Source organism: Bacillus sp. JJ864 (assembly GCF_036963045.1).
GTDB classification, from domain to species: domain Bacteria; phylum Bacillota; class Bacilli; order Bacillales; family Bacillaceae_G; genus Bacillus_A; species Bacillus_A pseudomycoides_C.
The window spans coordinates 19,256-43,621 of sequence record NZ_JBALLY010000098.1 but is presented as its reverse complement, the minus strand read 5'-3'; the positions used below and the strand labels follow the sequence as shown (position 1 = coordinate 43,621).

26 protein-coding genes are annotated in these 24,366 nt (G+C 33.4%); 3 read left to right on the top strand and 23 right to left on the bottom strand.

Annotated features, from left to right (window positions below):
* Nucleotides 1–164: 164 nt before the first annotated feature.
* The 3 genes from V7024_RS16055 to V7024_RS16045 form a co-directional block, all read right to left on the bottom strand.
* Entirely contained in the window at nucleotides 165–1,124 is a 960-nt protein-coding gene (locus tag V7024_RS16055; protein ID WP_335521688.1) for an SPFH domain-containing protein, read from the bottom strand.
* Nucleotides 1,124–1,555, bottom strand: a complete 432-nt coding sequence (locus tag V7024_RS16050; RefSeq protein WP_335521692.1) for an NfeD family protein — start codon at nucleotides 1,553–1,555, stop codon at nucleotides 1,124–1,126. The genes V7024_RS16055 and V7024_RS16050 overlap by 1 nt, the downstream gene beginning before the upstream one ends.
* A 515-nt stretch (nucleotides 1,556–2,070) precedes the next feature.
* Nucleotides 2,071–2,430 carry a DnaD domain-containing protein gene (locus V7024_RS16045; protein WP_438824475.1) on the bottom strand — a complete coding sequence of 120 codons (360 nt, stop codon included), beginning with the start codon at nucleotides 2,428–2,430 and terminating at the stop codon, nucleotides 2,071–2,073.
* A gap of 399 nt (nucleotides 2,431–2,829) precedes the next feature.
* On the opposite strand from V7024_RS16045, the gene V7024_RS16040 reads away from it, so the two are divergent.
* The gene (locus tag V7024_RS16040) at nucleotides 2,830–4,278 is read left to right on the top strand and encodes a L,D-transpeptidase family protein (protein WP_335521686.1); all 1,449 of its coding nucleotides are present in this window, start codon (nucleotides 2,830–2,832) and stop codon (nucleotides 4,276–4,278) included.
* 122 nt (nucleotides 4,279–4,400) lie between these two features.
* Here the strand turns inward: V7024_RS16040 and V7024_RS16035 are convergent, their stop codons facing one another.
* The 6 genes from V7024_RS16035 to V7024_RS16010 all read right to left on the bottom strand — a co-directional run bounded on the left by V7024_RS16035 (nucleotide 4,401) and on the right by V7024_RS16010 (nucleotide 9,568).
* Nucleotides 4,401–5,150 carry a GntR family transcriptional regulator gene (locus V7024_RS16035; RefSeq protein ID WP_335521684.1) on the bottom strand — a complete coding sequence of 250 codons (750 nt, stop codon included), beginning with the start codon at nucleotides 5,148–5,150 and terminating at the stop codon, nucleotides 4,401–4,403.
* A gap of 141 nt (nucleotides 5,151–5,291) precedes the next feature.
* Nucleotides 5,292–6,098 carry a PTS system mannose/fructose/sorbose family transporter subunit IID gene (locus tag V7024_RS16030; RefSeq protein ID WP_335521682.1) on the bottom strand — a complete coding sequence of 269 codons (807 nt, stop codon included), beginning with the start codon at nucleotides 6,096–6,098 and terminating at the stop codon, nucleotides 5,292–5,294.
* Between the two features lie 2 nt (nucleotides 6,099–6,100).
* Nucleotides 6,101–6,892: a PTS mannose/fructose/sorbose/N-acetylgalactosamine transporter subunit IIC gene (locus V7024_RS16025; RefSeq protein ID WP_098917642.1), complete on the bottom strand. Its 792-nt coding sequence runs from the start codon at nucleotides 6,890–6,892 to the stop codon at nucleotides 6,101–6,103.
* A gap of 15 nt (nucleotides 6,893–6,907) precedes the next feature.
* A complete protein-coding gene (locus V7024_RS16020) occupies nucleotides 6,908–7,393 on the bottom strand; it encodes a PTS system mannose/fructose/N-acetylgalactosamine-transporter subunit IIB (RefSeq protein ID WP_098917643.1) in 486 nt (161 codons plus the stop codon).
* A 19-nt stretch (nucleotides 7,394–7,412) separates the two neighbouring features.
* The gene (locus V7024_RS16015) at nucleotides 7,413–7,808 is read right to left on the bottom strand and encodes a PTS sugar transporter subunit IIA (RefSeq protein ID WP_335521677.1); all 396 of its coding nucleotides are present in this window, start codon (nucleotides 7,806–7,808) and stop codon (nucleotides 7,413–7,415) included.
* Nucleotides 7,809–7,828: 20 nt separating this feature from the next.
* On the bottom strand, nucleotides 7,829–9,568 hold the full coding sequence (locus V7024_RS16010) for a class I mannose-6-phosphate isomerase (protein WP_335521675.1): 1,740 nt from the start codon (nucleotides 9,566–9,568) through the stop codon (nucleotides 7,829–7,831).
* A gap of 798 nt (nucleotides 9,569–10,366) precedes the next feature.
* Here V7024_RS16010 and manA point away from each other — a divergent pair.
* Nucleotides 10,367–11,311, top strand: coding sequence for a mannose-6-phosphate isomerase, class I (manA, locus tag V7024_RS16005; RefSeq protein ID WP_335521673.1), 945 nt, complete (start codon nucleotides 10,367–10,369; stop codon nucleotides 11,309–11,311).
* Between the two features lie 595 nt (nucleotides 11,312–11,906).
* On the opposite strand, the gene V7024_RS16000 is transcribed toward manA, so the two are convergent.
* From V7024_RS16000 to V7024_RS15960, 9 genes are all read right to left on the bottom strand, one after another.
* Nucleotides 11,907–13,454, bottom strand: coding sequence for a recombinase family protein (locus V7024_RS16000; RefSeq protein ID WP_335521671.1), 1,548 nt, complete (start codon nucleotides 13,452–13,454; stop codon nucleotides 11,907–11,909).
* Nucleotides 13,455–13,794: 340 nt separating this feature from the next.
* Nucleotides 13,795–14,154, bottom strand: a complete 360-nt coding sequence (locus V7024_RS15995) for a GIY-YIG nuclease family protein (protein ID WP_335521669.1) — start codon at nucleotides 14,152–14,154, stop codon at nucleotides 13,795–13,797.
* Entirely contained in the window at nucleotides 14,151–15,005 is an 855-nt protein-coding gene (locus tag V7024_RS15990; RefSeq protein WP_335521667.1) for a recombinase family protein, read from the bottom strand. The genes V7024_RS15995 and V7024_RS15990 overlap by 4 nt, the downstream gene beginning before the upstream one ends.
* Nucleotides 15,006–15,225: 220 nt before the next feature.
* Entirely contained in the window at nucleotides 15,226–15,477 is a 252-nt protein-coding gene (locus tag V7024_RS15985) for a hypothetical protein (RefSeq protein WP_335521665.1), read from the bottom strand.
* Between the two features lie 244 nt (nucleotides 15,478–15,721).
* The gene (locus V7024_RS15980; RefSeq protein WP_335521664.1) at nucleotides 15,722–16,225 is read right to left on the bottom strand and encodes an HGGxSTG domain-containing protein; all 504 of its coding nucleotides are present in this window, start codon (nucleotides 16,223–16,225) and stop codon (nucleotides 15,722–15,724) included.
* 204 nt (nucleotides 16,226–16,429) lie between these two features.
* Nucleotides 16,430–16,630, bottom strand: a complete 201-nt coding sequence (locus tag V7024_RS15975) for a hypothetical protein (RefSeq protein ID WP_335521662.1) — start codon at nucleotides 16,628–16,630, stop codon at nucleotides 16,430–16,432.
* The gene (locus V7024_RS15970; RefSeq protein WP_335521660.1) at nucleotides 16,630–17,280 is read right to left on the bottom strand and encodes an HK97 family phage prohead protease; all 651 of its coding nucleotides are present in this window, start codon (nucleotides 17,278–17,280) and stop codon (nucleotides 16,630–16,632) included. Before V7024_RS15970 ends, V7024_RS15975 begins: the two co-directional genes overlap by 1 nt.
* Complete coding sequence (locus V7024_RS15965; RefSeq protein ID WP_335521657.1) at nucleotides 17,277–17,465, bottom strand: hypothetical protein; 189 nt, start codon at nucleotides 17,463–17,465, stop codon at nucleotides 17,277–17,279. The genes V7024_RS15970 and V7024_RS15965 overlap by 4 nt, the downstream gene beginning before the upstream one ends.
* Entirely contained in the window at nucleotides 17,465–17,926 is a 462-nt protein-coding gene (locus tag V7024_RS15960; RefSeq protein WP_335521656.1) for a hypothetical protein, read from the bottom strand. Before V7024_RS15960 ends, V7024_RS15965 begins: the two co-directional genes overlap by 1 nt.
* A 339-nt stretch (nucleotides 17,927–18,265) precedes the next feature.
* Between V7024_RS15960 and V7024_RS15955 the strand changes: the two genes are divergently transcribed.
* The gene (locus V7024_RS15955) at nucleotides 18,266–18,889 is read left to right on the top strand and encodes a hypothetical protein (protein ID WP_335521653.1); all 624 of its coding nucleotides are present in this window, start codon (nucleotides 18,266–18,268) and stop codon (nucleotides 18,887–18,889) included.
* Nucleotides 18,890–19,230: 341 nt separating this feature from the next.
* Here V7024_RS15955 and V7024_RS15950 read toward each other — a convergent pair whose 3' ends face one another.
* From V7024_RS15950 to V7024_RS15930, 5 genes are all read right to left on the bottom strand, one after another.
* A complete protein-coding gene (locus V7024_RS15950) occupies nucleotides 19,231–19,629 on the bottom strand; it encodes a hypothetical protein (protein ID WP_335521651.1) in 399 nt (132 codons plus the stop codon).
* A 322-nt stretch (nucleotides 19,630–19,951) separates the two neighbouring features.
* Nucleotides 19,952–20,776: a replication initiation protein gene (locus V7024_RS15945; protein ID WP_335521650.1), complete on the bottom strand. Its 825-nt coding sequence runs from the start codon at nucleotides 20,774–20,776 to the stop codon at nucleotides 19,952–19,954.
* A 364-nt stretch (nucleotides 20,777–21,140) separates the two neighbouring features.
* Entirely contained in the window at nucleotides 21,141–21,590 is a 450-nt protein-coding gene (locus V7024_RS15940) for a hypothetical protein (RefSeq protein WP_335521648.1), read from the bottom strand.
* 322 nt (nucleotides 21,591–21,912) lie between these two features.
* A complete protein-coding gene (locus tag V7024_RS15935; RefSeq protein ID WP_335521645.1) occupies nucleotides 21,913–23,037 on the bottom strand; it encodes a TIGR02391 family protein in 1,125 nt (374 codons plus the stop codon).
* A gap of 234 nt (nucleotides 23,038–23,271) precedes the next feature.
* Nucleotides 23,272–24,300 carry a hypothetical protein gene (locus V7024_RS15930; RefSeq protein WP_335521643.1) on the bottom strand — a complete coding sequence of 343 codons (1,029 nt, stop codon included), beginning with the start codon at nucleotides 24,298–24,300 and terminating at the stop codon, nucleotides 23,272–23,274.
* Nucleotides 24,301–24,366: the final 66 nt, after the last annotated feature.

Sequence of the window (24,366 nt, the reverse complement as noted above, 5' to 3'; positions counted from 1 at the left end):
AACACCCTTATGGGCGCACAAATGCTTTTTCATCGTACCACCCTTTCTATACATGGGTATGTACAAGCTTTTTGCGATATACATTCTGATTGCACTATTTTGCATTCACATTAAATATGTTTCAAAAAAAGAAGAGAAACGGCATCCATTTCTCTTCATCGTTTCTATTGTTCGTTTTTCGTATCTATCGAAGGTAACTTTTTCTCTTTAAACAACTCTCCAATTGCCCCTAAGCTTCCTAATGTTTCAACAGCATTTGACGGAAGGAATACTTTATTTGCAGGTCCTTTTGCAATTTCTGTTAAGGATTCAAATGACTGGTATGCAAGTACTCTCTCATCAAGTCCTGACTGACGCAACATTTGAATCCGGATTTGTTCTGCTTTTGCAATTTCTTCAATCGCTTTCGCTTCCCCTTGTGCTTCTAATTCTTTCGCTTGTCGTAAACCTTCTGCCTCACGAATGCGCGCTTCTTTATCCCCTTCAGCCATTAAAATTTTACTTTGTTTCTCCCCTTCAGCCCGAAGAACTTTATCTTGTTTTGCTGCCTCAGCTTCAAGAATAATGGCACGCTTATTACGCTCTGCTTTCATTTGTTTTTCCATTGCTGCTTGTATATCTTTTGGAGGGTTAATATCTACAACTTCAACGCGTTCAATACGAACACCCCATTTTTCCGTTGCTTCATCAAGTGCTAAACGGATTTCTGTGGAAATTTTTTCACGTCCAGATAATGTTTCATCCAGCTCCATTTTCCCAATGATTTGTCGCATTGTTGCAGATGTAATATTACGAACCCCAAGTTCATAATTTGAAATACCATACGTTGCAAGCTCTGGATCAACAACTTGATAGAAAATAATCGTATCAATCTCAACTTGTACGTTATCTTTCGTAATTACTTTTTGCGGTGGTACAGTCGTTTGTTGAATACGCAAATCATGATAAAGACGTACACGATCGATAACCGGGATAATCATGTTTAAACCCGGGTGCATCACATGCTGAAATTTACCTAAACGCTCTACAACACCTACTCTTTGCTGCGGAATAATTTTAATTGATAATGCGATAAATACAATCACAATTAATGCTAAAATAATTGATAATGCTAAACCAACCATTATAATTCACACTCCCTTTTCACATGCACTACCGTGCTGCTTCTCTTTACAACAATAACGCTTTCTCCATCTAAAATTGGTTCATCTGACACAGCAGTCCACATATCTCCCTCTATTTTTACAATGCCATTCGCTTCATTTGTAACCGCTTGCACGATTATACCTTTTTTCCCAACAAGCTGATCTACTGCATCTGTATATCCTTTCGCCTCTCGAAAATTTTTAGAAATTCGTTTTGTAAAAAATGTCAAACTAAGACTAACGACAGATGCTATCACAACTTGAAGTAGCAAAGAGTTTGGTACAAATAATCCAATTAGACCTCCGACCACAGCACCTATCCCAAGCCATAATAAGTAGAACGTTACAGTTAGCATTTCCGCAATAAATAAAAGACCGGCAATGACAAACCAAATCATCCACCCTGTCATGTGCAACCCTCGCTTCCATTCTATTTTTATCCCCATTTACGGGCAGTAAGCCCCCCACTGATGGAAGTTTCACTTTATCTTAAAAAATAAAAAGACCGTAAGAAGATGATGTCTTCTTACGGTCTAAATAATCTGTGAATATAATTTATAAGCAAAAAATGTGTACGTCAAAAATACATTGTTATGCCTATATACTTCGCATCCTAAACAAAGGCGAAATATTTCAAAACAACTTTTGAAATATCTTATAAATTATAATCTCGATTTTAGTAAAGTAAGTTACCTTCTAAATCGCCTTAATTCCATAAAGAGCATAACAAAATAAACCTAACCAAATTAGGAAAATTGATACTCGTTATAAAATCCATATTAATTTTAAATTAAAATCAATATTAGCAATTAGTTGGTGTCATAACTTACTTTCCCCCTTCGGAATTTTCTTTATTATCTCACTTTTCTTTATTTTTGTAAATACAATTAATGGAATCCACAGTGTACAATCTCGTTCACGGATGTCATCCATGTTCCTGCAAAAACTTCTGGAGTTCTTCTTCAGACGGTACATGTTTCTCCCACTCTTCACACTCCTTTAGAAACTGCTCAGTCTCATGGACGACAGACGGTTCCTTTTTCCGAAACCTCACTTCTGCTTCTTCTACTTCACTCAGCTTCGTATATCCTTTTTCATGCCAGTCCCGCAGAATCCCCTTCACATAAGCAAGCGTATGCTTGTTATTTTCATGAGCAATTTGGAGTGCTTTCAATACAAGTTCATCTGACAGATCATCCATCCAAACATTCAGTTCCTCCGGCGTTAACTCCAATACAAAATCATCCTGCCAAAAATTCACCTGTACATTCCGGTATACTGCCATATTGATTCCTCCCATCTTTCCCGGCACATAGGAAATTGCCGCTTCCTTAATAGAAATAAAGACGAATGAGGAAAATTGGTAATTTAATTTTTTAAAAATGACTACTACGGTTTTATTTCTTTCAGGGATGATTCTTGTAGTAGTAGTTTTTTATTTTGTTTTTGTAATGATTTATTACTTGTAAGGGGCTTATAATGGGCTTACAAGGGGCTATTTATTGTGAATGGGAAGAGTTTGGCTATCATTTTTTATGTCATTCTATTAAAAAAAGCCAAATTTGACCAATTTAACATAATAAAATCTAATCAAAAATAATGAAAATTTAAGAATAATAAGGTAAACTAGTCAATGGTTTTAGTTTTAAATCGGTTGACGTTGATATATACGGAGGAAAGATTTATGAACAACAATACGCTAAATGAATCAGTTGAAGAAGTTGATAAAAAACGGGTAAACTCACGCAAGCGTTCTACAAATTGGAAGTTTATCACAGCGGGTGGCGTCGGTATAATTGCACTTCTCATTGGGGGAATGAGTTATTATCAGGCAACTCGTTTCAATTCACAGGTTACAATTAATGACACAAAAGTCGGCGGTCTGACTGCTGATCAAGCAATGCAGAAATTAAAAACATCTGGATTAGAAAACAAAGTTTATGTCGGCCAGCAACAAATTTTAGATGAAAAAGATACACAAACCGAACTTACGGAAAAAGATTTGCCTCAAGTTAAGAAACTATTAAAAAGCCAGTGGACATTTTTCCCTTCCTCAAAGGAAAAAAATTATTCGCTGCTACCGGAAAAGGCAGATCAGTATCGAAGCGAAACAATGAAAAAACTTGTAGAAGAAAAGCTCTTATCTATGAATAAAGATTTAAAAGCTCCTCAAGATGCTATGGCGAAGCTCGAACAGGGCAAAGTTGTTATCTCAAAAGGCGTTGACGGAAAACAGTATGATGTTGCTAATCTATTGAAGGATTACGACAAGCAGAAGTATAAAAGTGAAATCCATCTGAAGCCTGTATACATACAGCCTATTAAAGAAAACGATCCGATTGTAAAAAAAGAGGAGAAAGCACTTCAGGACCTTCTTCAACAAATCATTGATTATAAGGTACAAAATGAAGTTTACTCTTTAAAAGCGAAAGATCTAATTCAAAACGCCTCTATGTCAAAAGATATGAAGGCTACAATCGACGCGAGTGACATTAAGAATAAGGTTGCTGAAATTAATACTTCTAAATCAACATTAAATAAGGACTTCACATTTAAAACCCATTCTGGTTCGGTCATATCAGTAAAAGGCCAAGGCTATGGCTGGGCAATAAATGTTGAAAAAGAAGCAAAACGAATCCAAGAAGCCTTCGAAAAAGGGGAAAAATCGCTTTCCGCTTCTAATATTTACGGAAATGGCTGGGATAATGAAGGCATCGGTTATGAAACAACAGCAAATAACGGCATTGGAGACACGTATGCGGAAGTGTCAATTGCAGAACAGCAAATTTGGATTTACAAAGATGGAAATTTAGCAGTCACAACGAATGTAGTAACTGGTAAACATAGCACGAGTGAAGATACATCACCGGGAGTGTGGTACGTCCTTTATAAACGATCACCGTACACACTTAAAGGCAGCGCAGTAGGTAAACCTGATTATTCCGTTAAGGTAGATTACTGGGCTCCGTTCACAAACGGCGGACAAGGGTTCCACGATGCCGCTTGGCGGACGAACTGGGCAAATAATGCCTATTTAACAGGAGGTTCGGGCGGATGTGTTAACCTTCCTCCTAGTGTTGCGAAAACTGTGTATGATAATCTTAGTACTCATGAACCGGTTGTCGTGTACTAGTAAATAGCAAGTATGTATCAAGAACTTAAATTTATAAAAAAGAAGCAGGAAATCTTGAGTGATTTTCTGCTTCTTTTTTTATGTATGATACACCTTTACAAAGCTTCTCCCTAAAGTGATATTTAAGAAAATGCTGCTGAATTAAAATCTAAGTAGTAAGAATATTCATCTCCATTGTAATAGCATTCCGAACACTCAATAAAATCATCATTACTTTTATAAGCATAGCGAATACGTCTTAATATTGGACAATCTTGAGTTACTTCTAACATTTCTCTGATTTCCTCTGTAGATCGGAGCGCCGATAACTTTTCTTTTACTTGCGCTACAATAATCCCATTCTCCTCTAACAAAGCATAAAGAGATTCATAATAATCTTTAGGGTTTAAAGAGATCTTCATGTTAGGCTTCATGTAGGTTTTAAAATAACCTATTTTAACTCCATTAATTCCTCGTATTCTCCTTAATAAAATGACTTCATCCCCCTCTTTAACACATAAAAGTTTAGCTATATGTTCATCGGCTTTCGTAAGCTTAATATCAGCAAATAACGTACTAACATTTAAGCCTCGTTCTTTCATCTCATTCGTAAAGCTTTTTACGTAAGTTGATAATCCAGCCGGTACTGAATTAGCTAAATAATCTAATACATATGTACCCTTAGGTCTTTTCTTCTCAAGATAACCATCATTAACAAGTTCATCAATTGCTTGTCTAATTGTTACACGGCTAACATCATAAAAACTACATAATTCTCCTTCTGTAGGTATTTTCTCACCAATATCCCACTTACCTTCTTCAATCTTATTCTTTATATCAAGCTTTACTTGAATATACAATGGTGCCAAATTTATCATTTCATTATCATTCACTAATGACTATCTCCTTTTTTATAAAAATTTTTGTTCATAATCTATTATTTGTCATTAATTATAACGTACTATCATTATTTGGAAAATACAATAGGGAAGGGGGCAGTTATAAATAGACCCCTTCCTAATTATTTTTTATAATTAAAACAAACCGACTAATACACCTACAATAGATAGAGCTACTAAAAATAACAATACTTTTGTTGCGCTAACTTTCTTAATTGAAATTAGATACCAACTAATCATTACGGCTACTAACGATAATAAACCAGGAAAAAATCCATCTAAAGTTTTTTGGAGCTCTATAAATTTTTCACCATTTGGTATTTTCACTGTCGTTGTTAATTTTACAGAAGATGCCGCCAAACCGCCAATGACCATAGTTCCCAATACGTTTAAAGCATTTTTAATTCGATCAGCGTTCGCTCCCATTAAACCATCTAGAGCACTTGTACCAAGATGATATCCTCGGAAATATAGCCAATAAGATAGCGTCCCCATAATCGCTAAATAAGCAACAATATAGAATATAGCACCTAATGGACTACCACCATTAGAAATACTCATACCTACCGTTAAAAGAATAGGAATAATAATACCTTGAATTGTTGAGTCACCTATACCAGCAACAGGGCCCATTAATCCTGTCTTAATACTGTGGAACATTTCATCCGTAATTGGTTGTCCATTAGCACGTTCTTCTTCAAGTGAAGCTACTACACCATTTACAACACTGCCTACTTGAGGTTCAGTATTGTAAAATACAGAATGTCGCTTCAACGCTTCTTTTTGTTCCTCAGGATTATCTTTATATAGCTTTTTAATAATTGGTGTCATCGAATGAGCGAAGCCATGCGCTTCTAGTTTTTCAAAGCTTATAGAAGACAAGTGGAACATTGCCCATTTCAGCCAACCTTTTCTTAAATCCGCTTTATCTAGTTTTTTCATCGTTAAATCACCTCATCTTCAACTTCTTCAGGAGCATTATTTCCTGAAGCTAAGTAAACAATGTATGCAAACAATACAGCTATAATTGTTAAAGCAATCATGTTTGGAACGATGAATGCGATAATACCAAAACCACCAATAAAAAAGATTAAATATGTTTTTTCTTTAATTAACAAGTTCATTAATAAGGCAATACCTAATGCTGGAAGTAATCCACCTAAAACGTTCATAATATGAATAACTGTTTGAGGAATAGCTTTAAGTGCATTGTCTACGAAACCTTGTCCAAAATAAATAGCTAAAGCAACTGGAATGACACGTAATAAAAAATTGATGATTTGCGGATATACACCGTTGTTTAGAGCAATCCCACGCATATCTCCTCTTTCTGCAGCTTTTTCTGCTCGAGTATTCCAAACAGAGTTTGTAACCATCAACACATTATGGAGAATTAAACCTAGAGCACCAATACCAACCGCTAAAGTAACCGTTACACCCGGAGAGGCATGTGCAATCATACCAAGTGCAATACCACCATATGCTGCATATGTAATCTCAGAGTTTTGTGTACCACCAGTCGAAATAGTGGCAATAAACGCGGCTTGAACAGCTACCCCTAGAAGAACACCCGTTGAAACATCACCAAGAATAAGACCTACAATTAGACCCGCTACTAAAGGTCTTCCAATAATATAGTAGCCCCCTGTTACACCAAGTAACCACGGTGAGGAAACGGATCCAAGATAACAGAATATCCCTATTAATACAGCTTGAATTAAGATGGCAACATCCATAACTTATCCCTCTCTTTAATAGTTTTCTTTTACTTTTTTCCAAGAAAGAGGAGTTTCCTCCGGAATTAGCTGAAATGTAACACTAATATTTTTTTCTACTAGATAATCAAATGCCGTTTTTTCTTCTTCTGTAACAGCTGCATTTTTCGCCACTGTTTTAGCATTTGGACGAGCACTCATTGGTCCAACATTTATCTCATTACCAAAGTCAGCACCTGCTTCAACAAGCTTTTGTAGGGTAACTGGTGTTTTAACAATTACGAAATAACTATTTTTCGCATTTTTTGCTAGCTTAATTTTTTCTAGACCTTCTTCAATGCCATAAATTCCTACTTTAACACCTGAAGGAGCTGCATTTTTTAAGATTTTCTTTTGGAATTCATCCTTCACAATGTTTTCATCAATGACTAAAATTCCGTTTACCGCTTTTTGTCTAGACCATCTTGTTACAACTTGTCCATGGATTACTCGATCATCAATTCGTACAAATGTAATAGGCATTACTCATTCCTCCCAGAGATTATAATGTAATATATTCAATCGATTGCTTACCTGCATCACTCGCAAAGATTGCTAATTCATCCAGACTTTCTACACTGCTACGGCCAAAAATCGTTTCAATTAACATTGGTAAATTTACACCTGCAACTACCTTTATTTTCCCTTCATTAATGAAGCCATATCTCAAGCTTTGGTTACATGGTGTTCCACCTTTTAAATCACACATCACAAGAACTTGATTATACTTTTCTACCATTTCGTCTAACTTTGTTTCTAAACGACTAGCAAAATCATCTATTCCATTTTCATCTAATGAAACAGCGTCAACTCCTTCTTGTTCACCAGCAATCATATGCGCTGCATGTAACAATCCGTTACAAAGTTCACCATGAGTTGTTACTAAAATACCAATCATACCCATTCTCCTTTTCTACTTTAAATTCTTACAAAAGCTTTAATTGTAGCAATTTCTTTTCCTTTTGATTTTCCATATGGTTTTATCGTGTATTCCTCCACACATTCAGGAATAATAAATGTTTCAGCATATCGAACGATGAAAGGCTCGAATTTATTCGTTGGACTTTCAACAATCGCTTCTTCACCTTCAATTAAATTCAACATATTAACGCTTCCATTCGTATTGTGATGAACAGTTGAAGTAAACCAATGTCTTCTAGTCTCAATAAATTCTCTTTCATGAAGCCCTGTTCTTTCTTCTCTCCATCCTTCACCATTTGCAATTGTCTCGATACGATTAATTAAATTCGCTTCTACCCACTTCGTATCTCGATTCCATGCAATATTTTTCTCACCATGATCAATGTGAACAGGTCTTGGTAATCCATCAAGGCCAAGTCGGTCCCAGTCCCATAATTTAAAGGTAAAAATATACGGTGTGGAACTAATTTCCAGAACCATTGTATCTGTACCTGAACAATGAATTGTTCCAGCAGGTATTAAGAAATGATCGTGCTTTTTGACTGGAAATTTATTTATATATTTTTCATCAGGGAAAGAAATTTCTCCACGTTCTGCTCTACGTAAATCCTCCATCATTTCTTCAGGATTCACATCAGATTTCAGTCCAAGATATACATCAGTATTTTCTTTTGCATCAAGAATATAATAACTTTCATCTTGCGTATAGTGCATTCCAAATTTTTCTTGAATGTATTCAACCAATGGATGTACCTGTAAGCTCAAATTTTGCCCAGACATTGTATCTAAAAAATCAAATCGAATCGGAAACTCAGTTCCAAATCTAGCATGCACACGATCTCCTAATAAATCAGCAGGATGCAAGAATACTGTATTAATTGATGGTGTTTCAATTCGTACATCACCAAAAGTTAAATATAAACTGTTTTCTTCTGGTACTCCATCAAAACTCCAAGCAAAGTTCTCTTTCTCTTTATCAAGACCACAAACATCTTTCATCCATTGTCCTCCCCATACTCCGGGATCAAAATAAGGAACTAAACGGAATGGTTGATTAACTGTTTGACGCATACCTTCTAAAAACGCTTTTCCGGATATCATCTTCGCATTATCTTTTTCATTTGTATCTAAATAGTAATGAATATCATTATATAGCGTCTTTTTATGACGATCACTTACTCTCCATTCAACGAAGAAACCGCGCTTATATTTTCGTAGAATATCTTCATCATGATTATCAATTTTCCAATTTCCCAATTCTTTAGAGCGATATCGCTGTTGAATTTCCCAACGAGCTAGGTCAGCGTATATTAATATATCACCTTTTGTTACTAATGAAGCCCCTACACCATAGACCACAACCATTCCATCATGATCTTCTACTTTTTTTCTTGCGTCTTGGATTTTACTCATATCGAAGAATTCTTCTAATGTATGACAGGACAAAACTCCAAATACGCGATCATCTGTTAAATTACGTTTTATTAATGTAGTAATTTCTTCACCGGAATATGCTAAATCATCTGAGAAAATAACTAAATTTGCACCTAATCCATCAATTAATTTTGTTTTAATCTCATCATATCGAACACCTGGATAACAATCGATAACGACTGTTTTCATATTTTCATTATTACTCAGCTGATGTGATAATTCTTTTTGAATTAAGTCATACCCTTGCCAAGATTCATTGATTAGAGGACCTTTTACTCTTATTTCAGGAAACTTATTATACATAATGTTCCCCTCCTTATCATTATAACGTTATAATGATATGATAAAACAACCCTTTCTCCATTGCAAGCGTTTTCTTATAAATTTAAATTAAATAAATTTATACAAACAAACTCCCTAAAAATTATTACAATCCCTTTTCGAGTGTATAGGATTCCTTACTAAGAAAACCCTTGAATTCTTTCAATGGAGTGAAGAGATACGTTTTCTATCTAAGTTGTAGAGTAGAAAACAGGAATTAGATATTGTCTTCTTGTCCTTGCGTTTTAGAATGCTCCACCTTACTAAGCCAGGCAGGAGGGCAATTCCTTTTCCTACTTTCCCTCATACAGCTTTCCTATGCTCTTCTTTATTTTGGTATGGATCTAGCCACTTATCAAAAATGCAATAAGAATATTGAGGCTCCAAGAATGATTGACAAGTACCATGTTGTTTTGTTTAAACTTCGTTAGGTCAGAATTTACAAATTTCCTTTTACTTGAATTTAAAATAAGGAAAAAGTTTTTAATAAAATATATTGAATTAAATAAAGTTTTTATGTACCCTATTGTTATAACATTACATCATTATTACTTTTATAGACTTTAAAAAATTAGAAGCCCACGGTTTCGCTCATTCCATGTTCCATTATTTCTATTCTAAATACGTTATATAAAGATAATACAAGTAAATAAGAGAAAGCTCTAAAAAGACATTCTGTTTTTTACAATACTGAACCTCCATCTGGAAGTCTTGTAAGTAGTATTGTTGCTTCATTTAGAAGAAAAAGAAAAGTTAAACCTAATTCAGGAGGTAATAAAAGTGCAACCTTTATTTTTAAAATCAGTTTTTAAAGAACGAATTTGGGGTGGAACAGCCTTACAAACAGAATTTGGTTACGCTATTCCTAATGATAAAACAGGTGAATGTTGGGCAATTTCCGCTCATTCAAATGGACCTTCGATCATAGAAAATGGACTATATGCCGGTATGGCATTGGACGAGCTATGGAAAAAGCATCCTGAGCTATTTGGCAATCCAAAGGATAAGGTCTTTCCTCTTTTAACAAAAATATTAGATGCGAACATGGATTTATCCGTTCAGGTCCACCCAGAAGATTCTTATGCAAAGGTTCATGAGAATGGTGAGCTTGGCAAAACAGAATGCTGGTATATTCTTGATTGCAAAGAAGGAGCCGATATGATCTTCGGCCACAATGCGCAAACAAAAGAGGAATTAGTTGAGAAAATAAACAAAGGAAATTGGAACGAACTGCTGCGCAGAGTGAAAATTAAACCTAGTGACTTTTTCTATGTTCCAAGCGGAACCATTCACGCATTATGTGAAGGTACTCTAGTATTAGAAACACAGCAAAGTTCTGACACAACCTACAGAGTGTATGATTATGATCGTAGAGATGACAACGGTAACTTGCGGGAACTTCATTTAGAAAAAGCCATAGATGTAACAACTGTGCCATATCATAACACTGCGGTTCCGCCTAAAGTTGAGAAAAAGAATAATGTAATAATTACCACATTTGTAGAATCAGAATTTTTCTCAGTGTACAAGTGGGATGTAAAAGGGGCAGCTATTTTTTCATTTAATGATCAATATTTGCTTTTAAGTGTTATCAAGGGGGACGGTGTCCTTGTTCATAATGGAGACAAATACTCACTAAAAAAAGGAACACATTTAATTATTCCGGTAGGATTAGGTGAATTTGAAGTAGATGGAAACTGTGAATTGATCGTTTCCCATCCGTAATATAGAAGAGCTTTATGTAATTGAAACAGGATAAGAAAAGATCCGACAATCTTTTCTAATAAATTGAATAAAAGCTTAATTCAACAGGGGACCGTACGGTGGTGTGAAAGAGATAAATGGGGATTAGTCGCCTCCCCCTTTCTCAATTTGGTAGGCCTTTATCCCACAACAAAAAGTCATTTCTACTTCGTTTTGATATTGATCTTGCTAGAGACCAACAACTAATTCCAATTAGGTATTAGATTTATTGGATAAAAAATTTGATTGCTTCGATTTGAGAGATAGTAGTAACTATAGATTGAATGCAGACAATAAACTCATTTTTATCAATTATGGAATGACTAAACGCTTATATGAATCGGAGTCCATTAGCCGAAACTAGTGTGCTTAGACGATGTTATTTGTGCAATAAGGAGTAGTGTTTAATTCTTGATTCTAATTCAACTAAATCAAGTAGTGATCGTCATTTTGACTGTTATTTGATTTTCCTTTCCAAACACCGTCCTATGAAGGACATTTCTTCTAAACTACAGAAATGTCCTTCACTCTGATTTTCGATACAGGATGGCAATTAACTTAAAAAAGCCGCCTCTATTTATGGTACGGTTCTGCGAACTTTATTAGATGGTAAAACACTATTAGGTAAAAACCAGAAAGTTATTTCTTTTATATCCTTCCGGTTCTCTTCCATTTGAATTTCTTTAATTAAAGACCTTATAAGTAACTTTCTTTCCTCATCATTTACCATCTTAAAAAACTTATTAAAATTTTTAAGAGCATGTATTACTTCTTCTTTGTTTATCATAGAGTAATTTTTTGTAATTTCGTTCTCAGATTCTCTAATATTTCTTTTTAATTTATTAATTTCTATTTGTAGTCCATTCATTAAACGATTATAAGTACTACTTTCTATGTTCCCCTCAAAGTAATCATTATCCAATTTTGTACGTTTATCATATGCTTTGCTAAGTTGTTTTTTAAATATTTTTATATCTGCTATATGTACCTCATTAACTTTATCATTATCACTATTCAATTCATTTATTAATGCAGTTACAATATCATCTTCATTCACTAAAAGTGATATTACATTTAATACTTGCTGTTCAACTTGGTCTTTGTTTACTAAATTTGCACTACACACCTCTCTTCCCTTACTGTGATATGCTTGGCACATATAATATAGATAATAATCATCACTATTTTTCTTTTTTATTTTAGTCATGACAGTACCAGCCCCACATTTAGGGCATCTTAATATTCCAGTTAAAAGAAAGTTTCCATTAAAATTCCTATTAGAAGAAAATGAATTCTTTTGAAGTTCATTGACCTTTTGTACCCTTGTCCATAAATCTTCGTCTATAATAGCATCGTGTATCCCTTCTGCAATTATCGGTTCTGCTTTCCCTGTTCTCCTCTTTGTATTCCAATCTTGATACTTTTTCCATACCATCATACCAGTGTATATATTATTATTAACAATCAATTTAATTGCTGGAATACTGAAGTTTTTACCTGTCTTAGTTGTAACCCCTCTTTTATTTAAAGTGTTAACTATAAATTTATATCCTTTTCCCTCTGCTCTAAGTTGAAATATTTCTCTAACAATTTTACTCTCATTTTCATTAATAATTAGCTTTTTATCCACTGAATCATATCCTAAAATTAAGCCCCCATTCCAATAACCCTTCTCAGCTCTTTTTTGCATTCCTGCTTTTACACGGTCTATAATAGTCGCTCTTTCATACCGTGCAAACGTACTAAGTAAAGATATAAACATATGTCCTGTCGGCGAAGATGAATCCATATCAATGGAAGTAATAATTAAACTCTTGTTTCTTGGCGTTAACTCAGTATCTATCAGTGACATAACATCGGTATTATTACGAGATAGGCGGTCAACTTTCCATACTAAAATTACATCAATTTTATCGTTCTTTAAATCACTTAATAGTCTTTGAGCTTCAGGTCTATCAAAGTTCTTTCCTGAGTATCCACCATCACTATACACATCATATATTTCATAATCCTTTTTATCTGCAAATTCTTTTATCATGCTTTCTTGTGCTTCTAATGAATGACCTTGTTTTTGCTCTTCTGTTGATACTCTTATATAAATTCCCGCCTTAACTTTATTATTCATTTTTTCCCTTCCCTTGCTATTTGTTCCTACTCTTCTTTTGTTAATTCACCTATATACTTTCTAATAAGTTGTGCAATCACTTTAATTGCTTCATCCTTTTTTAACTCTGCTACATACTGATTATTTTCCATAAACCTATCATCCTTACTATGTCCTTATTAAAGCCATATAAATTGTTAGCTTTATTTATCTTCTAATAGTATGTATAAGAGAAATAACTCATTTTTTAAGTTAGTCCATAAACTTTTGCTGCGTTCCTGTAATTATATATATCTAAATAAAGTTCTTTTTCACCAGTGGTATCGTTAAATTAGGGTATATAGTTATAAAACTCATTTGTTTACCAACTATAAAAATATCTATACCCATTTAACAGCGGTTCAAACTCTTTTATGTATTTACGTTCTAACGTTGTAGGGTCACCTTGCGTATATTTTATTCCTATAAAAAGTACTTCATCAAAATATCCTTCTAGTTTTCGTTTACCTTTATATAAGTGTGATGGCAATCTTGTTTTTAAATCCTTAGAGCAACCTACATATAATGGCTCAAATTGCTTATTAAATATCACATAAACCCCTGAACCATTATCATTTTCAATGAACCACTCTTTTATAAGTAATCTATCAAATTTAGGTGCTTCAATGAATTTATCAAACTTAGCTACAAAGTCATGACCACTTAGACACTTTAGCTTCATATAAACACTACCCCCTTAATGCTCCCATGCTTTATTTTCTGTGTATGTCCCCCTCTTTTTATAACCTCATTCACCGAGTTCCAAAGCTGAGGGCTAACAATTCTAGGGAATACTCCCTTTTGTACAATGCCATTTTTTTCGATTTTACCGTCATACATTTTAATTCCCTTATACACTTGATTTAAAAGTACGTTCTTAATACCTTGTGATGTCCATTTAGTACTTCTTTTAGGACTTATTCCCTCGTCATTTAGTCTCTTTGCAATCTTATACATTGAGTGCCCTTCTAAGTACTCTTGATAAATACGTTTTACAATCGGTACTTGTATTTGGTGTTTCACAACTTCATCGTCCACAATTTCATATCCATAAGGCAGTTCTCCACCAGCAAACTTATTGTTTTTAGCTGTGCTAATACGCCCACCCTTTGTGCGTTGGTAAATCAGTTCTCTTTCAAATTCGGCAAAGCTACCAATCATTTGTAAAAACATCATGCCTTGTGGGGAACTTGTATCAAACATCTCTGTAACACTAATAAAGGATATATCCAAAGGTTTCAGCTCATCTTGTATCATGACAAGCAAATTCTTCAACATGCGGTGAATTCTATCTGATTTCAGTACCAAAATTGCTTTTATGTTTTCAGTTGTCCTTTTTACATATTCAAGCATTTCATTGTAACCTGCACGCTTTTCAGTTTGTTTACCACTTACACCCTCATCTCTAAAAACCTTTACCAGTTCCCAACCTTGAGCCTTGCAATATGCTTGTATTCTTTCTTCTTGCTCCGCAATTGATGTATTTTCAATTTGTGACTCCGAACTTACTCGTACATATCCAACTACTCTCATATAGAACCTCCTAAAAAATTCCATTTATTTGTAATTTAGTGTACGAGTTAATATAAAGAATTACAATACTTTATATTAAAATACTAATTGATGTATTGATGCATCGGCTTTTTACGCTACTTTTTATTATTATGAAGTCTAATTTCCACTAAAATTTTATAAACCTATTTATACAAAAAGCTATCAAAGTATAATCTCGATAGCTTTTTTGTATCCATAATTATTCATTTTTTTGTTGATTGTGAACGCATTCTAGATAAAATTTCTCAAAAGAATCAGCATCTCTCTTTTTAAGTGCTATACATCCACCATAATATTCCTTAATACCCTCTAATAATTTTATTAAATCATCACATTCCTTTTGTACATCTCCACATTCTAATTCATCACGTGGCTCATCAATACTCAACTTAACTGTAATACGCCCTAATACTTCAATATCAAACTTAGGTGATTTAAATAATTGCTCCATAAACACACTTCCTCTTTTCTAATTTTCAAGTTCATACATAAGTACCTATATCAAAACACTCCAATTTTTTAAGTGAAGTTGAAACTTTTTTATAAAAAATAAAAAAAGCACGTCTAGTTAGTCGTGCTTTAAAAAACGACGTTTGTATTCACCTTGTATCATGTTTTTAAAAATAAAGTAATAGTTTTACACTCGAACGATTTAAACCGTCTGTACGAGCCAAATAAAAAGTTCTTACGAGCCATTAATTTTTTTTTTGGCGTTGTTCTCTGATAGTGTTCAAGATTCCGCATAATTGGTCTAATGAACCATCCTCTTTCTTCGTTGTTTTTGATTCTAATTGTTCTAACAGTCTTTCATACTCTGAAGCTCTAGCATCAATACGTATTAACGCCGCATCCAGTTTTATTAATTCATCATCATCAGTTACAAGTGCTTGACGCTTCATAAATCTATTAGCACGTATTTCAAGCATTTTAATCTTTCCAGATAACCTAATTACAGGGTCGTCTGGTATTAACTCATATGAATATTTTTCATCATCGGATAACGTATGATATGAGATTGTTTCATATTCACCTGTTTTAAGAGCATTCTTATTACCTCGCAAACTTGCACTATGCTTTGCTTTATCCTTCGGACCCGTACTCAACCCTCCATGAAACCTACATTTCCCATTCGCCATAGGCTTATTCTTACACTTTCCCTTTTTGCCTTTCTTATTTGCTCCACATATAGCCTTCTCCATGCTTCGCCCTCCTTACCTCATATGCATAGAGTATCGTTTTCAAAAATAAGGGGGAGCCATTTGCCCCACCCTTTTTATCTCCTAATCTAGCTATCTAGATATACTAGTTCCTCGCCAATGTTTTTAAGTGTATTCGATTCTTGCTGAATCCTTGTAAATACTTTGTATAGTCCTTGTATTGTCTGTCGTAGTCTTTGTGTTCTCTTATTTGTCTTCATCAAGCTTTATCATTCGTTTTCTTAATGCTAGGCGTTGCTTTAGGAACTCTTCTTCTAGTCCTAATTTTTTTATGATTATCATATATTCAAGTAATTCAATTCCTCGGCGTTCCGCAACATCAAGCACATAATCAAAGTCTTTCTCCAATTGCTCTTCTAGTTCTTCCATAGTCATAGTCATGTTCATTATTGCTTCCCCCCTCTAATCGAATTTTGCACCGCTGCCTCAACAATTCCCTTTAATTCTTCTGTTGAGCAATTTATATCTATGTATTTACATTCAACGATTTCAATGCAATCATTATCCTCTATTTCGATATATGGTTCATCTTCATTTATTTCGAAATACTTAGCTATTCCGTTACTCATAAGTCCTAATGACTTTGCTTGTTGCAATGCCATCGGATTGCTTGGCACTGGCACCGCTGACAACTCTAATAATTCTTGTCTAGTAAACTTAGTTCCTCCTGTTGGTAATGGCTCGCCCTCTTTACCAATAAAACCAACTGACGTAGCATTTATAAAACCTCGTTTATATAAGTCATATACTTGGTCTGCAAATTCATATATTTCCTTCTCTGGAAACTCAATATCAAATATTAGTTTGTCCGCTTCTCTAAATACATTTATTGCTCTACCAATCGGCGGTTTCGAGTAATCATGTGCCCATAAAAACACTGGATTCTTTTTATAATTATCTAGTTCCCACCCACTTGCTAAAATCACATCACCGTCTCGGTCTGCATGTTCACATGAACCAATGAACCGTAAAATACGCTCTTGCTCGCTGCCTATCTGTTTTACTGTAAAATCAATCGTTTTATTATGCTTACTCATATATTTCCCCTTTCCGCTCGTCGTTTATGAAAACGTGCCTGCCGTGCCTTTTCTTTATCTGGATTATTTCGTCTATATTCCCTGTCATATTCCTTTTCTTTTTCCCTGTATTCAGGATTTTTTCGACGTTTACGCATAGACTCCCTACTTCTTCTCCGTTTAGCTTCAAGAGTCGCTTCATTCATTATTTACCCCTCCGTAACTCCTCTAACTCCATTTTACTTTTCTCTATCGTCCATTCATCCTGTTTTAAATCCCCTTGGATGCTTCGTAAATCCCTCTCTAGCTTTTCTTCTAATTCCTGTTTTCGATTTGCTAAATAAATCTTATGTTTTGTTGCTCTATCTATATCATTTTCCAACCGACTTATTTTAAATTGGACATACCTTAAATGCTCTTGTGCATTTGGTCTATCATTATTTTCTAAATAATTTGCTTGTTCTATATGATTTTGAGATTGCTCTCTTAAAGACTTACCTTTCTCTTTAACACTTATATCCCAAGGACTATTCTTAACAAGTCCTTCAGCTTCATTCCATAATCTCTTAGCTTCCCTATAATTATCTTCAATCTGGTTGCTCACTTCTTTAACTCGTTGTTCCGCTTGTGCAAGCTCCCCTAACTCCTCTTGTTGTTTCCTTGTCATGTTATTTCCCCCTAAAAATAGTTGTATAAACAAAAAAGCCTTACTTCCCCTAACACAAGAGAAATAAGGCTTATAAGTGTTTTTAAGTTGGCTATGCTGATTAGTGGCGATAGTATAACACCTATCATGTAAAATGTTAACTCGTTTATACTCGTTGGCATAAACTTTTTTTAAAACCTGCTCAGCATGATTTACCGTTATATTTTTAGTAATAATTTTAAGTCCTTTTTATATTTTTGTACTTCTAAAAAAATCCAAAAAGGACTTAAAATCTAGACAAAAAATAACTATAATATGGAAATGTACAGATTTAATGTCTAAAAAAAGGGGGGAATAGCAATGGGAAATGATTGGGTGCAGCGTGCTAAGAAAAACTTGTTTGAAAAGAGTAAGGAAAAAGAAGATTTCCAAAAGGCACGTCAAGAATGGCAATACAAAGGCTTGGAAGACAATGAATACTGTGAAGCAGAATGTGAATTATGTAACCATGAAGAAATCCGTTATGAATACATTATTAAAAATAAGCTAAACAACAATATAATGGTTGTAGGTTCAGAGTGCATTAAAAAGTTTACAGACGATTTTAAAACAGATTTTTACGATATAGAAGGTAATCTTGTTAGTGAAAAACGCTTAACAAAAGATAAAAAGGAATACTTGAAAAATATTCTACATGAAGCATTAGATAAAAGGTTAGCTAATTCAAATAGTAATTTTTACAAAAGCATTGCTGAAAAAATTAAAAAAGATGGAAAATTAACACCTAAACAATTAAAATGTTTACATAATTTTTACCCAACACTTGATGATATGGGAAAACGAGCGTTTAAAAGTGTTGTGAAGGTGAGTTTGAAAAAAGACAAAGAAAAAGAACAATTAACTACTCTTAGTCCGATTGATTTAGAGTTTGTTGCACAATTTATGACAAGTGAACAACGAAAGACCCACGGTATTGCTACCTAATGTTAAATAAAATCATACTATGAGATTAGTTAAATATATAAAGGACGTACAATATAAAAAAATTACCTTGCGAAATAATCAATCTTTTTTTATAAACGTTCCTATACTAATATCATGTATAGTGCTCGTTTTAATCAAACTATATTCAAAATGAATACTATTGTTTTGAATAGTTACGTTTTACCTTTTCATTAAACTTTGTTCTAGACTAACAAAAACCAGTAAATTTATACTAAAAAACAAAGTAGTAGCAAGTCTTATTGTAATGAATCTAGTACAAAGTGCTTATAGTGTACCAGGTATTATAAAAAAGCATATCGAAAGTGATATGCTTTTTTATATCAATAATTTAATGCTCTCTCAATCATAAAATCACTTATAACTGTTTGTTCTGAATCACTAAAACCATCTGCTAAATTTATTATTGATTCTTTATATGTCTTATACTCAGAAATAACGTCATACTCAAGATTTTGTAAATCATTTTGGATACTCTCATACTCTGCTTTGTTTTTTAAATCACTAAGCATAGAAAACATTCCCTCTATGGTTATTAGTAACTTACTTGTATCTTTATACAATGAATCCGCTGTCCACATGCTATCCCACAATCCCCCAAGGTCTGCTCTAAAAGTTCCGTCCGCATTATAAACACTTTCCATTAATGCGTCATATTCCTTTTTTATCTTCTTATAACTATTTCGAATCTCTTTAAATCCATGATTATTTATACCTGCCATCAATAATACAACTCCCATCCATTATATTAAGTAATACAAATATAATACCTAGTTTACTACAAATGGAAAAATTAGCATACAAAAAAGACATATCACTATTAGATATGCCTCACTACTCATTAAGTTTTAATTGCCAGTAATGCTTACTTGTTTTTCTACGAATAACTTGTACGTAACGTATATCCATTATACGCATACTGTAAGAACTAACCTAAAATCTACACAACCCCTTATTTTATAGTCGTTTTTCCTCTAGCAAAATCGTACACTATAAATAATCATTACAATATATTTAAATCCTATTAGTATTAAAGCCCGTTCGTTACGCTACTCCAAGTATAATTGAACACGGCTCTTGTATTAACTTTTCCCAATTTAACCTTGCCAACTCGTCGAAGTCCACTTGATACTGGTTGGTAAGGTTCTTTTTTATTTCTCTTCTCACATATTGTGTATACATCTCTTTTCCATCTCGTAAGTTAATTACTCTTTCCACTTGTTTCTTTTTTAAAGTTTCCCAATCTGTTACCACTGCCGCAAAATAATATTCATTCTGCTTCGGTGGATATTTTACTATATCGTTCAATAGTATTTTCTCACTGATTTTATACACAATCTCTATCCTACTTAAATCATGTGTTATATAAATACCTCGATTCCGTTCCAACTCTAGCCTCTTATCATAAATTCGGCAGTATCCATTCTGCTTTCGTTGTTCGGGTTTACCAAAATAGCGTGTTGTCTCATAGTGACTCATTTTCCTTCGCGCATCTGTCGGTATCACAACTATATCTTCTAGTCCTGTTTGTATATCATACGCCACGTCACAACTTACAAATTCTATTCGACTTGCCTTTTCTGCTAGCATCCCTAATATTTCTTGAAAATGTGCATAGTACTCGGGTCTTGTCTCTATTCTTAAAGTATGTAAATATCCCTCCGTTTCTCTAAAATTTTTGTAATACAAGTACATATATGTACCATCACATTTCCCTATATATATTTCATGACCATACGAACCTGTGTATGTCTTTTTTCTTACCTTATACTTCTGCGATACAATCATATACAAATGTAAAAATACTGAATGTGGAATATCTTTATACTCCGTAACAAATTTATCAATCGTCACTTGTATTCCTAGCATATAATCATCCCTTCTATCACTTTTACGCTCTTGTTTATAAAAAATTTAACACTTATTGCACTTATAAATTATAGTATTTGCGACACCATTAATCGCAAAATACAAAAAGCACTTATCGTCCGCAACAGACAATCAAGTGCTTTAAGTTAGTAATTTTATAAGTTTCTTTAAGTTTTTAAGCAGGAGTATCTTATGTGATAGTATGACAGCTCCTATATATATTAACAAGTATAACGTTTAAACCAACGAGCTTGTTCATTCTCGTGAGTTTATTCTCCTTGCCCTGTATTTGTACTTGCTACCCAGTAAAATGTCATCGTGAAAAATCCTCGTACTTGTATACAAACATTCATGTGTCTTCTTTTTATAAAATCATTGATATAGTTTTTTCAAAACGATATCGTTCCAACTCCGGTAAATTCTTTTCCGAAATATTTATTCCCCACTCTGGCTCAGTCTTTAGTCCTTCATAATCGCGGCTTACGAAAACACCATTCGGTTTCTCCCATACTGTTGACGGTATAAGGTAACAGTCAGGTTCTTTTCCTTCATTAAATAGCACCCACACAACAAGCAAATCATTCCTTAGTGAGATTGTGCTTTTCTCAAAGTACACATAATCCAATTTCGTAAGCGTCCTAACTTTAATATCATAATAATTATCGTCTTTTTTTATTTTAAAACCCAAACCTTTACCAAATACTTTGAATGTACAAATATCAAAGCCATAATATCTAAATTTCAATTTTGCAAGTTCTTCGCCGTGGCGTCCTTTTTGCAGATTGTCCAATTGTCTTAAGTTATATTGAGACATTCTATTAGCCCTCCTAAAATTATATATTTAATCTATATAATTTTACGTTCACTAAAAGAGGACCTTCTTACAATTACAATCTTTTTAGCTTTTATCAAATAATTTTATATATACAGGATTTATGATTAATATAGTTTGCTTACTTCAATTATTAGCTTTTACCAACACTTTTAATACGATTTCACCTTATCCTATCTAGGAGCAAATTAATTTTTGAACATAAAATATTTGTTTATATTTAACATCACGCCCCATAATACATTATGGGGCATTTTCACATGAGCAATCACTTATCTATAACCAATAATGGTAATCTTCGATATTAAAACGGTAAATCATGATAAACTATATCTGGATAATTCTTTAATTCTTCCTCAAATACATTCCACCACGGATGGCTTTCTTCAAACATTATCTGTGAATTTAATTTATCTATTATTTTATCATCATTATTATTGAGTCCTGTTGCAATATAATCTTGTAACCAATAATTTATATCATCACGATTTGCCTCACAGATTTTTCTCCAATAGAAATTTTCTATATAAGCTTCCTCTTCAGTATCACCAGATTTTATTTTATTCAACAACATATACATCCAATCTCCGAAATCTTCGAAGTTAACTAAATGTCCCGCATTTATCCAAGTCCCAAGAGAACCAAATGTACACTTTTGAGTCGAAGAATCATATTTCCCCTTCTCTGCACTTTGATATAATATTTCTTCTATCCTAATCTTTACTGCTTTATCTAGTCGGCTCCAATATTTTGATGGCACTATATGTAATATTGTAGCTATATCATCATGCGCACTAGTATACTTTAACTCTTCACTAATTACTTTATATACACGTAATATGTCGCTTTCCTCTAACTTATCGAAAAGAGAGTTCATAAAATATGATAACTTATAGATATCTCCATCCCTCCGAGTTAAAATAATAGATATGGCAATATCAACTCTCTGGCGTTTTGGAATCTCCTTTACTAATAAATCAGAGTATTCCTTCGATTTTACGTAATATTCATCGAATACTCTTTGTAAAAATGTGGATTTTTCAAAACTAGTTTTTGATTTATCAATAGTCTTTAATAAATAACTGATAAAATATATTATTGAATCTGCTTCCTCTTTTGAATCATTATACCTTTCATGGCTTCTTGGGTTCCTAATTGTGGTATATAGACCTCTTAGTAACTCTTGCATCCCTTTTTGTATATTTTTTTCTGATTCTGTTTGCAATTTATTTAATTGTAATTTTGGATTTTCACCACCAAAAGCTTGTCCTATCAAGCCTGAGCCATCACCCTCTAAACCAGTCTTATTTCTAATAGTGTCTGTTAATAAATGCATAGCGTCTAAAATAGCAGTAGAATAGCTTTCATTTTCATAGTTCTTCTCTATAGCTCTCCACAATTCTTGTTCAATATTGACCTTTAAATCCATCAACTAGCTACCCCTTTCTCTATACTGCACGTGTGTTTCTTCAAGTTTCTCTAGATACTGTACCTTATAAGGATAGTATGTCAGCTTTCATATTTCTTACCAAATATAGTATTTAAACCACTGAGCTTGTTAAATTTCACAAGTTTTTCCTGGTGCATTTATTTGTATTCGCACCTTCGAAAAGTGTCATATTGACATACTATCGCGTTTTTTATTATCTTCTAAATTAATTGTTTATTTAAAAAAACTACCCATCTCAAGTCCAGGTGCAAATTTTTTCCCTTCTCTATATCTAAGGTATTCTTGGGCCTTCTCTAGCCCTTTGCTTACAAGTTCTTCATTCTTTACCTTATAGTCTTGTAAGCTATCAATATATAGCCTTAAGGTAATAATAGTACCTGTTACAAAGCATTCTAAAGAACGTTCCATTTTTCCCGAAGCATATAGTACATCTGTATTAGACGCAAGGATAAAATCCCCAGTATCTCTACCTATTTCACTTGTCATATATAAACCAAAACCGGAATTTGGTGCACTATCAATATAATGAGTTGTTGGTTTACTACTGCAACCAGGAACTAAAGCGAACTTCAATACATTCTCCTCTTCATCGCCAAGTTCTTCAATTAAAGAATTTTGTATCCCTATCCCCTCATCCATAATTGCAACTTCAATAAGCTTTCCACCAACAGTAGTTGGCCAATATTGTGCACAATACCATATTTCTCGTTTACCACTATGCTCAATTACATTACGTAATATTTCATTTATGCTAAATTCCATATATTCATACAAATTTTCATTTCCTCTAGAAATCACTTTTGCTATCCTTTTAGAAATCAAATTAATCTCATCTTGTTCATGAATAGCGTTACTAATATCACTAAAATCCGATTTTATTATCGGTATAAATCTTGCTGAAGATGAAACCACGTAATCAGTTTCCGGAGGTTCACCTATATCTAGACCTAAACTGCTATAAAATCTCAATGACCTTGCATATGTGTTCTTTATACCATATTCTTTTGTATACCTTATTTTTATAGGGACATCATGCAATCCACATTTTCTTTTTAAGCTTCTTATAGAATTAATTACCATAAGAGCACCAAAAGGTTCAACTTTCCCATTCGCCTTACTAAAATTTGTAATATCGATTATTACTAAATCTTTATTATTAATCAAATCAATACTCTTTAATTTGTTAGAAAACTCAATGGCAGTTTCGTAATTTAAGCAGATAGGTAAAAATATTTCTCTCATTTTGCGTCCCCTCAACTACATAATAATCTAATAATTATACCATTATTTTGAAATATTATAAGTAGC

What these genes read in the sequence shown, in the direction of transcription:
- V7024_RS15995 (WP_335521669.1), bottom strand. Translation starts at nt 14,154, where the DNA reads ATGAAGCTAAAGTGTCTAAGTGGTCATGACTTTGTAGCTAAGTTTGAT.
- V7024_RS15980 (WP_335521664.1), bottom strand. Translation starts at nt 16,225, where the DNA reads ATGGAGAAGGCTATATGTGGAGCAAATAAGAAAGGCAAAAAGGGAAAG.
- V7024_RS16025 (WP_098917642.1), bottom strand. Translation starts at nt 6,892, where the DNA reads ATGGATGTTGCCATCTTAATTCAAGCTGTATTAATAGGGATATTCTGT.
- V7024_RS15985 (WP_335521665.1), bottom strand. Translation starts at nt 15,477, where the DNA reads ATGGAGCAATTATTTAAATCACCTAAGTTTGATATTGAAGTATTAGGG.
- V7024_RS15950 (WP_335521651.1), bottom strand. Translation starts at nt 19,629, where the DNA reads ATGGCAGGTATAAATAATCATGGATTTAAAGAGATTCGAAATAGTTAT.
- V7024_RS15945 (WP_335521650.1), bottom strand. Translation starts at nt 20,776, where the DNA reads ATGCTAGGAATACAAGTGACGATTGATAAATTTGTTACGGAGTATAAA.
- V7024_RS16030 (WP_335521682.1), bottom strand. Translation starts at nt 6,098, where the DNA reads ATGAAAAAACTAGATAAAGCGGATTTAAGAAAAGGTTGGCTGAAATGG.
- V7024_RS15990 (WP_335521667.1), bottom strand. Translation starts at nt 15,005, where the DNA reads ATGAGAGTAGTTGGATATGTACGAGTAAGTTCGGAGTCACAAATTGAA.
- V7024_RS15955 (WP_335521653.1), top strand. Translation starts at nt 18,266, where the DNA reads ATGGGAAATGATTGGGTGCAGCGTGCTAAGAAAAACTTGTTTGAAAAG.
- V7024_RS16055 (WP_335521688.1), bottom strand. Translation starts at nt 1,124, where the DNA reads ATGGTTGGTTTAGCATTATCAATTATTTTAGCATTAATTGTGATTGTA.
- V7024_RS15940 (WP_335521648.1), bottom strand. Translation starts at nt 21,590, where the DNA reads ATGTCTCAATATAACTTAAGACAATTGGACAATCTGCAAAAAGGACGC.
- V7024_RS15965 (WP_335521657.1), bottom strand. Translation starts at nt 17,465, where the DNA reads ATGAATGAAGCGACTCTTGAAGCTAAACGGAGAAGAAGTAGGGAGTCT.
- V7024_RS15930 (WP_335521643.1), bottom strand. Translation starts at nt 24,300, where the DNA reads ATGAGAGAAATATTTTTACCTATCTGCTTAAATTACGAAACTGCCATT.
- V7024_RS16015 (WP_335521677.1), bottom strand. Translation starts at nt 7,808, where the DNA reads ATGATTGGTATTTTAGTAACAACTCATGGTGAACTTTGTAACGGATTG.
- V7024_RS15960 (WP_335521656.1), bottom strand. Translation starts at nt 17,926, where the DNA reads ATGACAAGGAAACAACAAGAGGAGTTAGGGGAGCTTGCACAAGCGGAA.
- V7024_RS16040 (WP_335521686.1), top strand. Translation starts at nt 2,830, where the DNA reads ATGAACAACAATACGCTAAATGAATCAGTTGAAGAAGTTGATAAAAAA.
- V7024_RS15935 (WP_335521645.1), bottom strand. Translation starts at nt 23,037, where the DNA reads ATGGATTTAAAGGTCAATATTGAACAAGAATTGTGGAGAGCTATAGAG.
- V7024_RS15975 (WP_335521662.1), bottom strand. Translation starts at nt 16,630, where the DNA reads ATGAACATGACTATGACTATGGAAGAACTAGAAGAGCAATTGGAGAAA.
- V7024_RS16010 (WP_335521675.1), bottom strand. Translation starts at nt 9,568, where the DNA reads ATGTATAATAAGTTTCCTGAAATAAGAGTAAAAGGTCCTCTAATCAAT.
- V7024_RS16050 (WP_335521692.1), bottom strand. Translation starts at nt 1,555, where the DNA reads ATGACAGGGTGGATGATTTGGTTTGTCATTGCCGGTCTTTTATTTATT.
- V7024_RS16020 (WP_098917643.1), bottom strand. Translation starts at nt 7,393, where the DNA reads ATGCCTATTACATTTGTACGAATTGATGATCGAGTAATCCATGGACAA.
- V7024_RS16000 (WP_335521671.1), bottom strand. Translation starts at nt 13,454, where the DNA reads ATGAATAATAAAGTTAAGGCGGGAATTTATATAAGAGTATCAACAGAA.
- V7024_RS15970 (WP_335521660.1), bottom strand. Translation starts at nt 17,280, where the DNA reads ATGAGTAAGCATAATAAAACGATTGATTTTACAGTAAAACAGATAGGC.
- V7024_RS16045 (WP_438824475.1), bottom strand. Translation starts at nt 2,430, where the DNA reads ATGGCAGTATACCGGAATGTACAGGTGAATTTTTGGCAGGATGATTTT.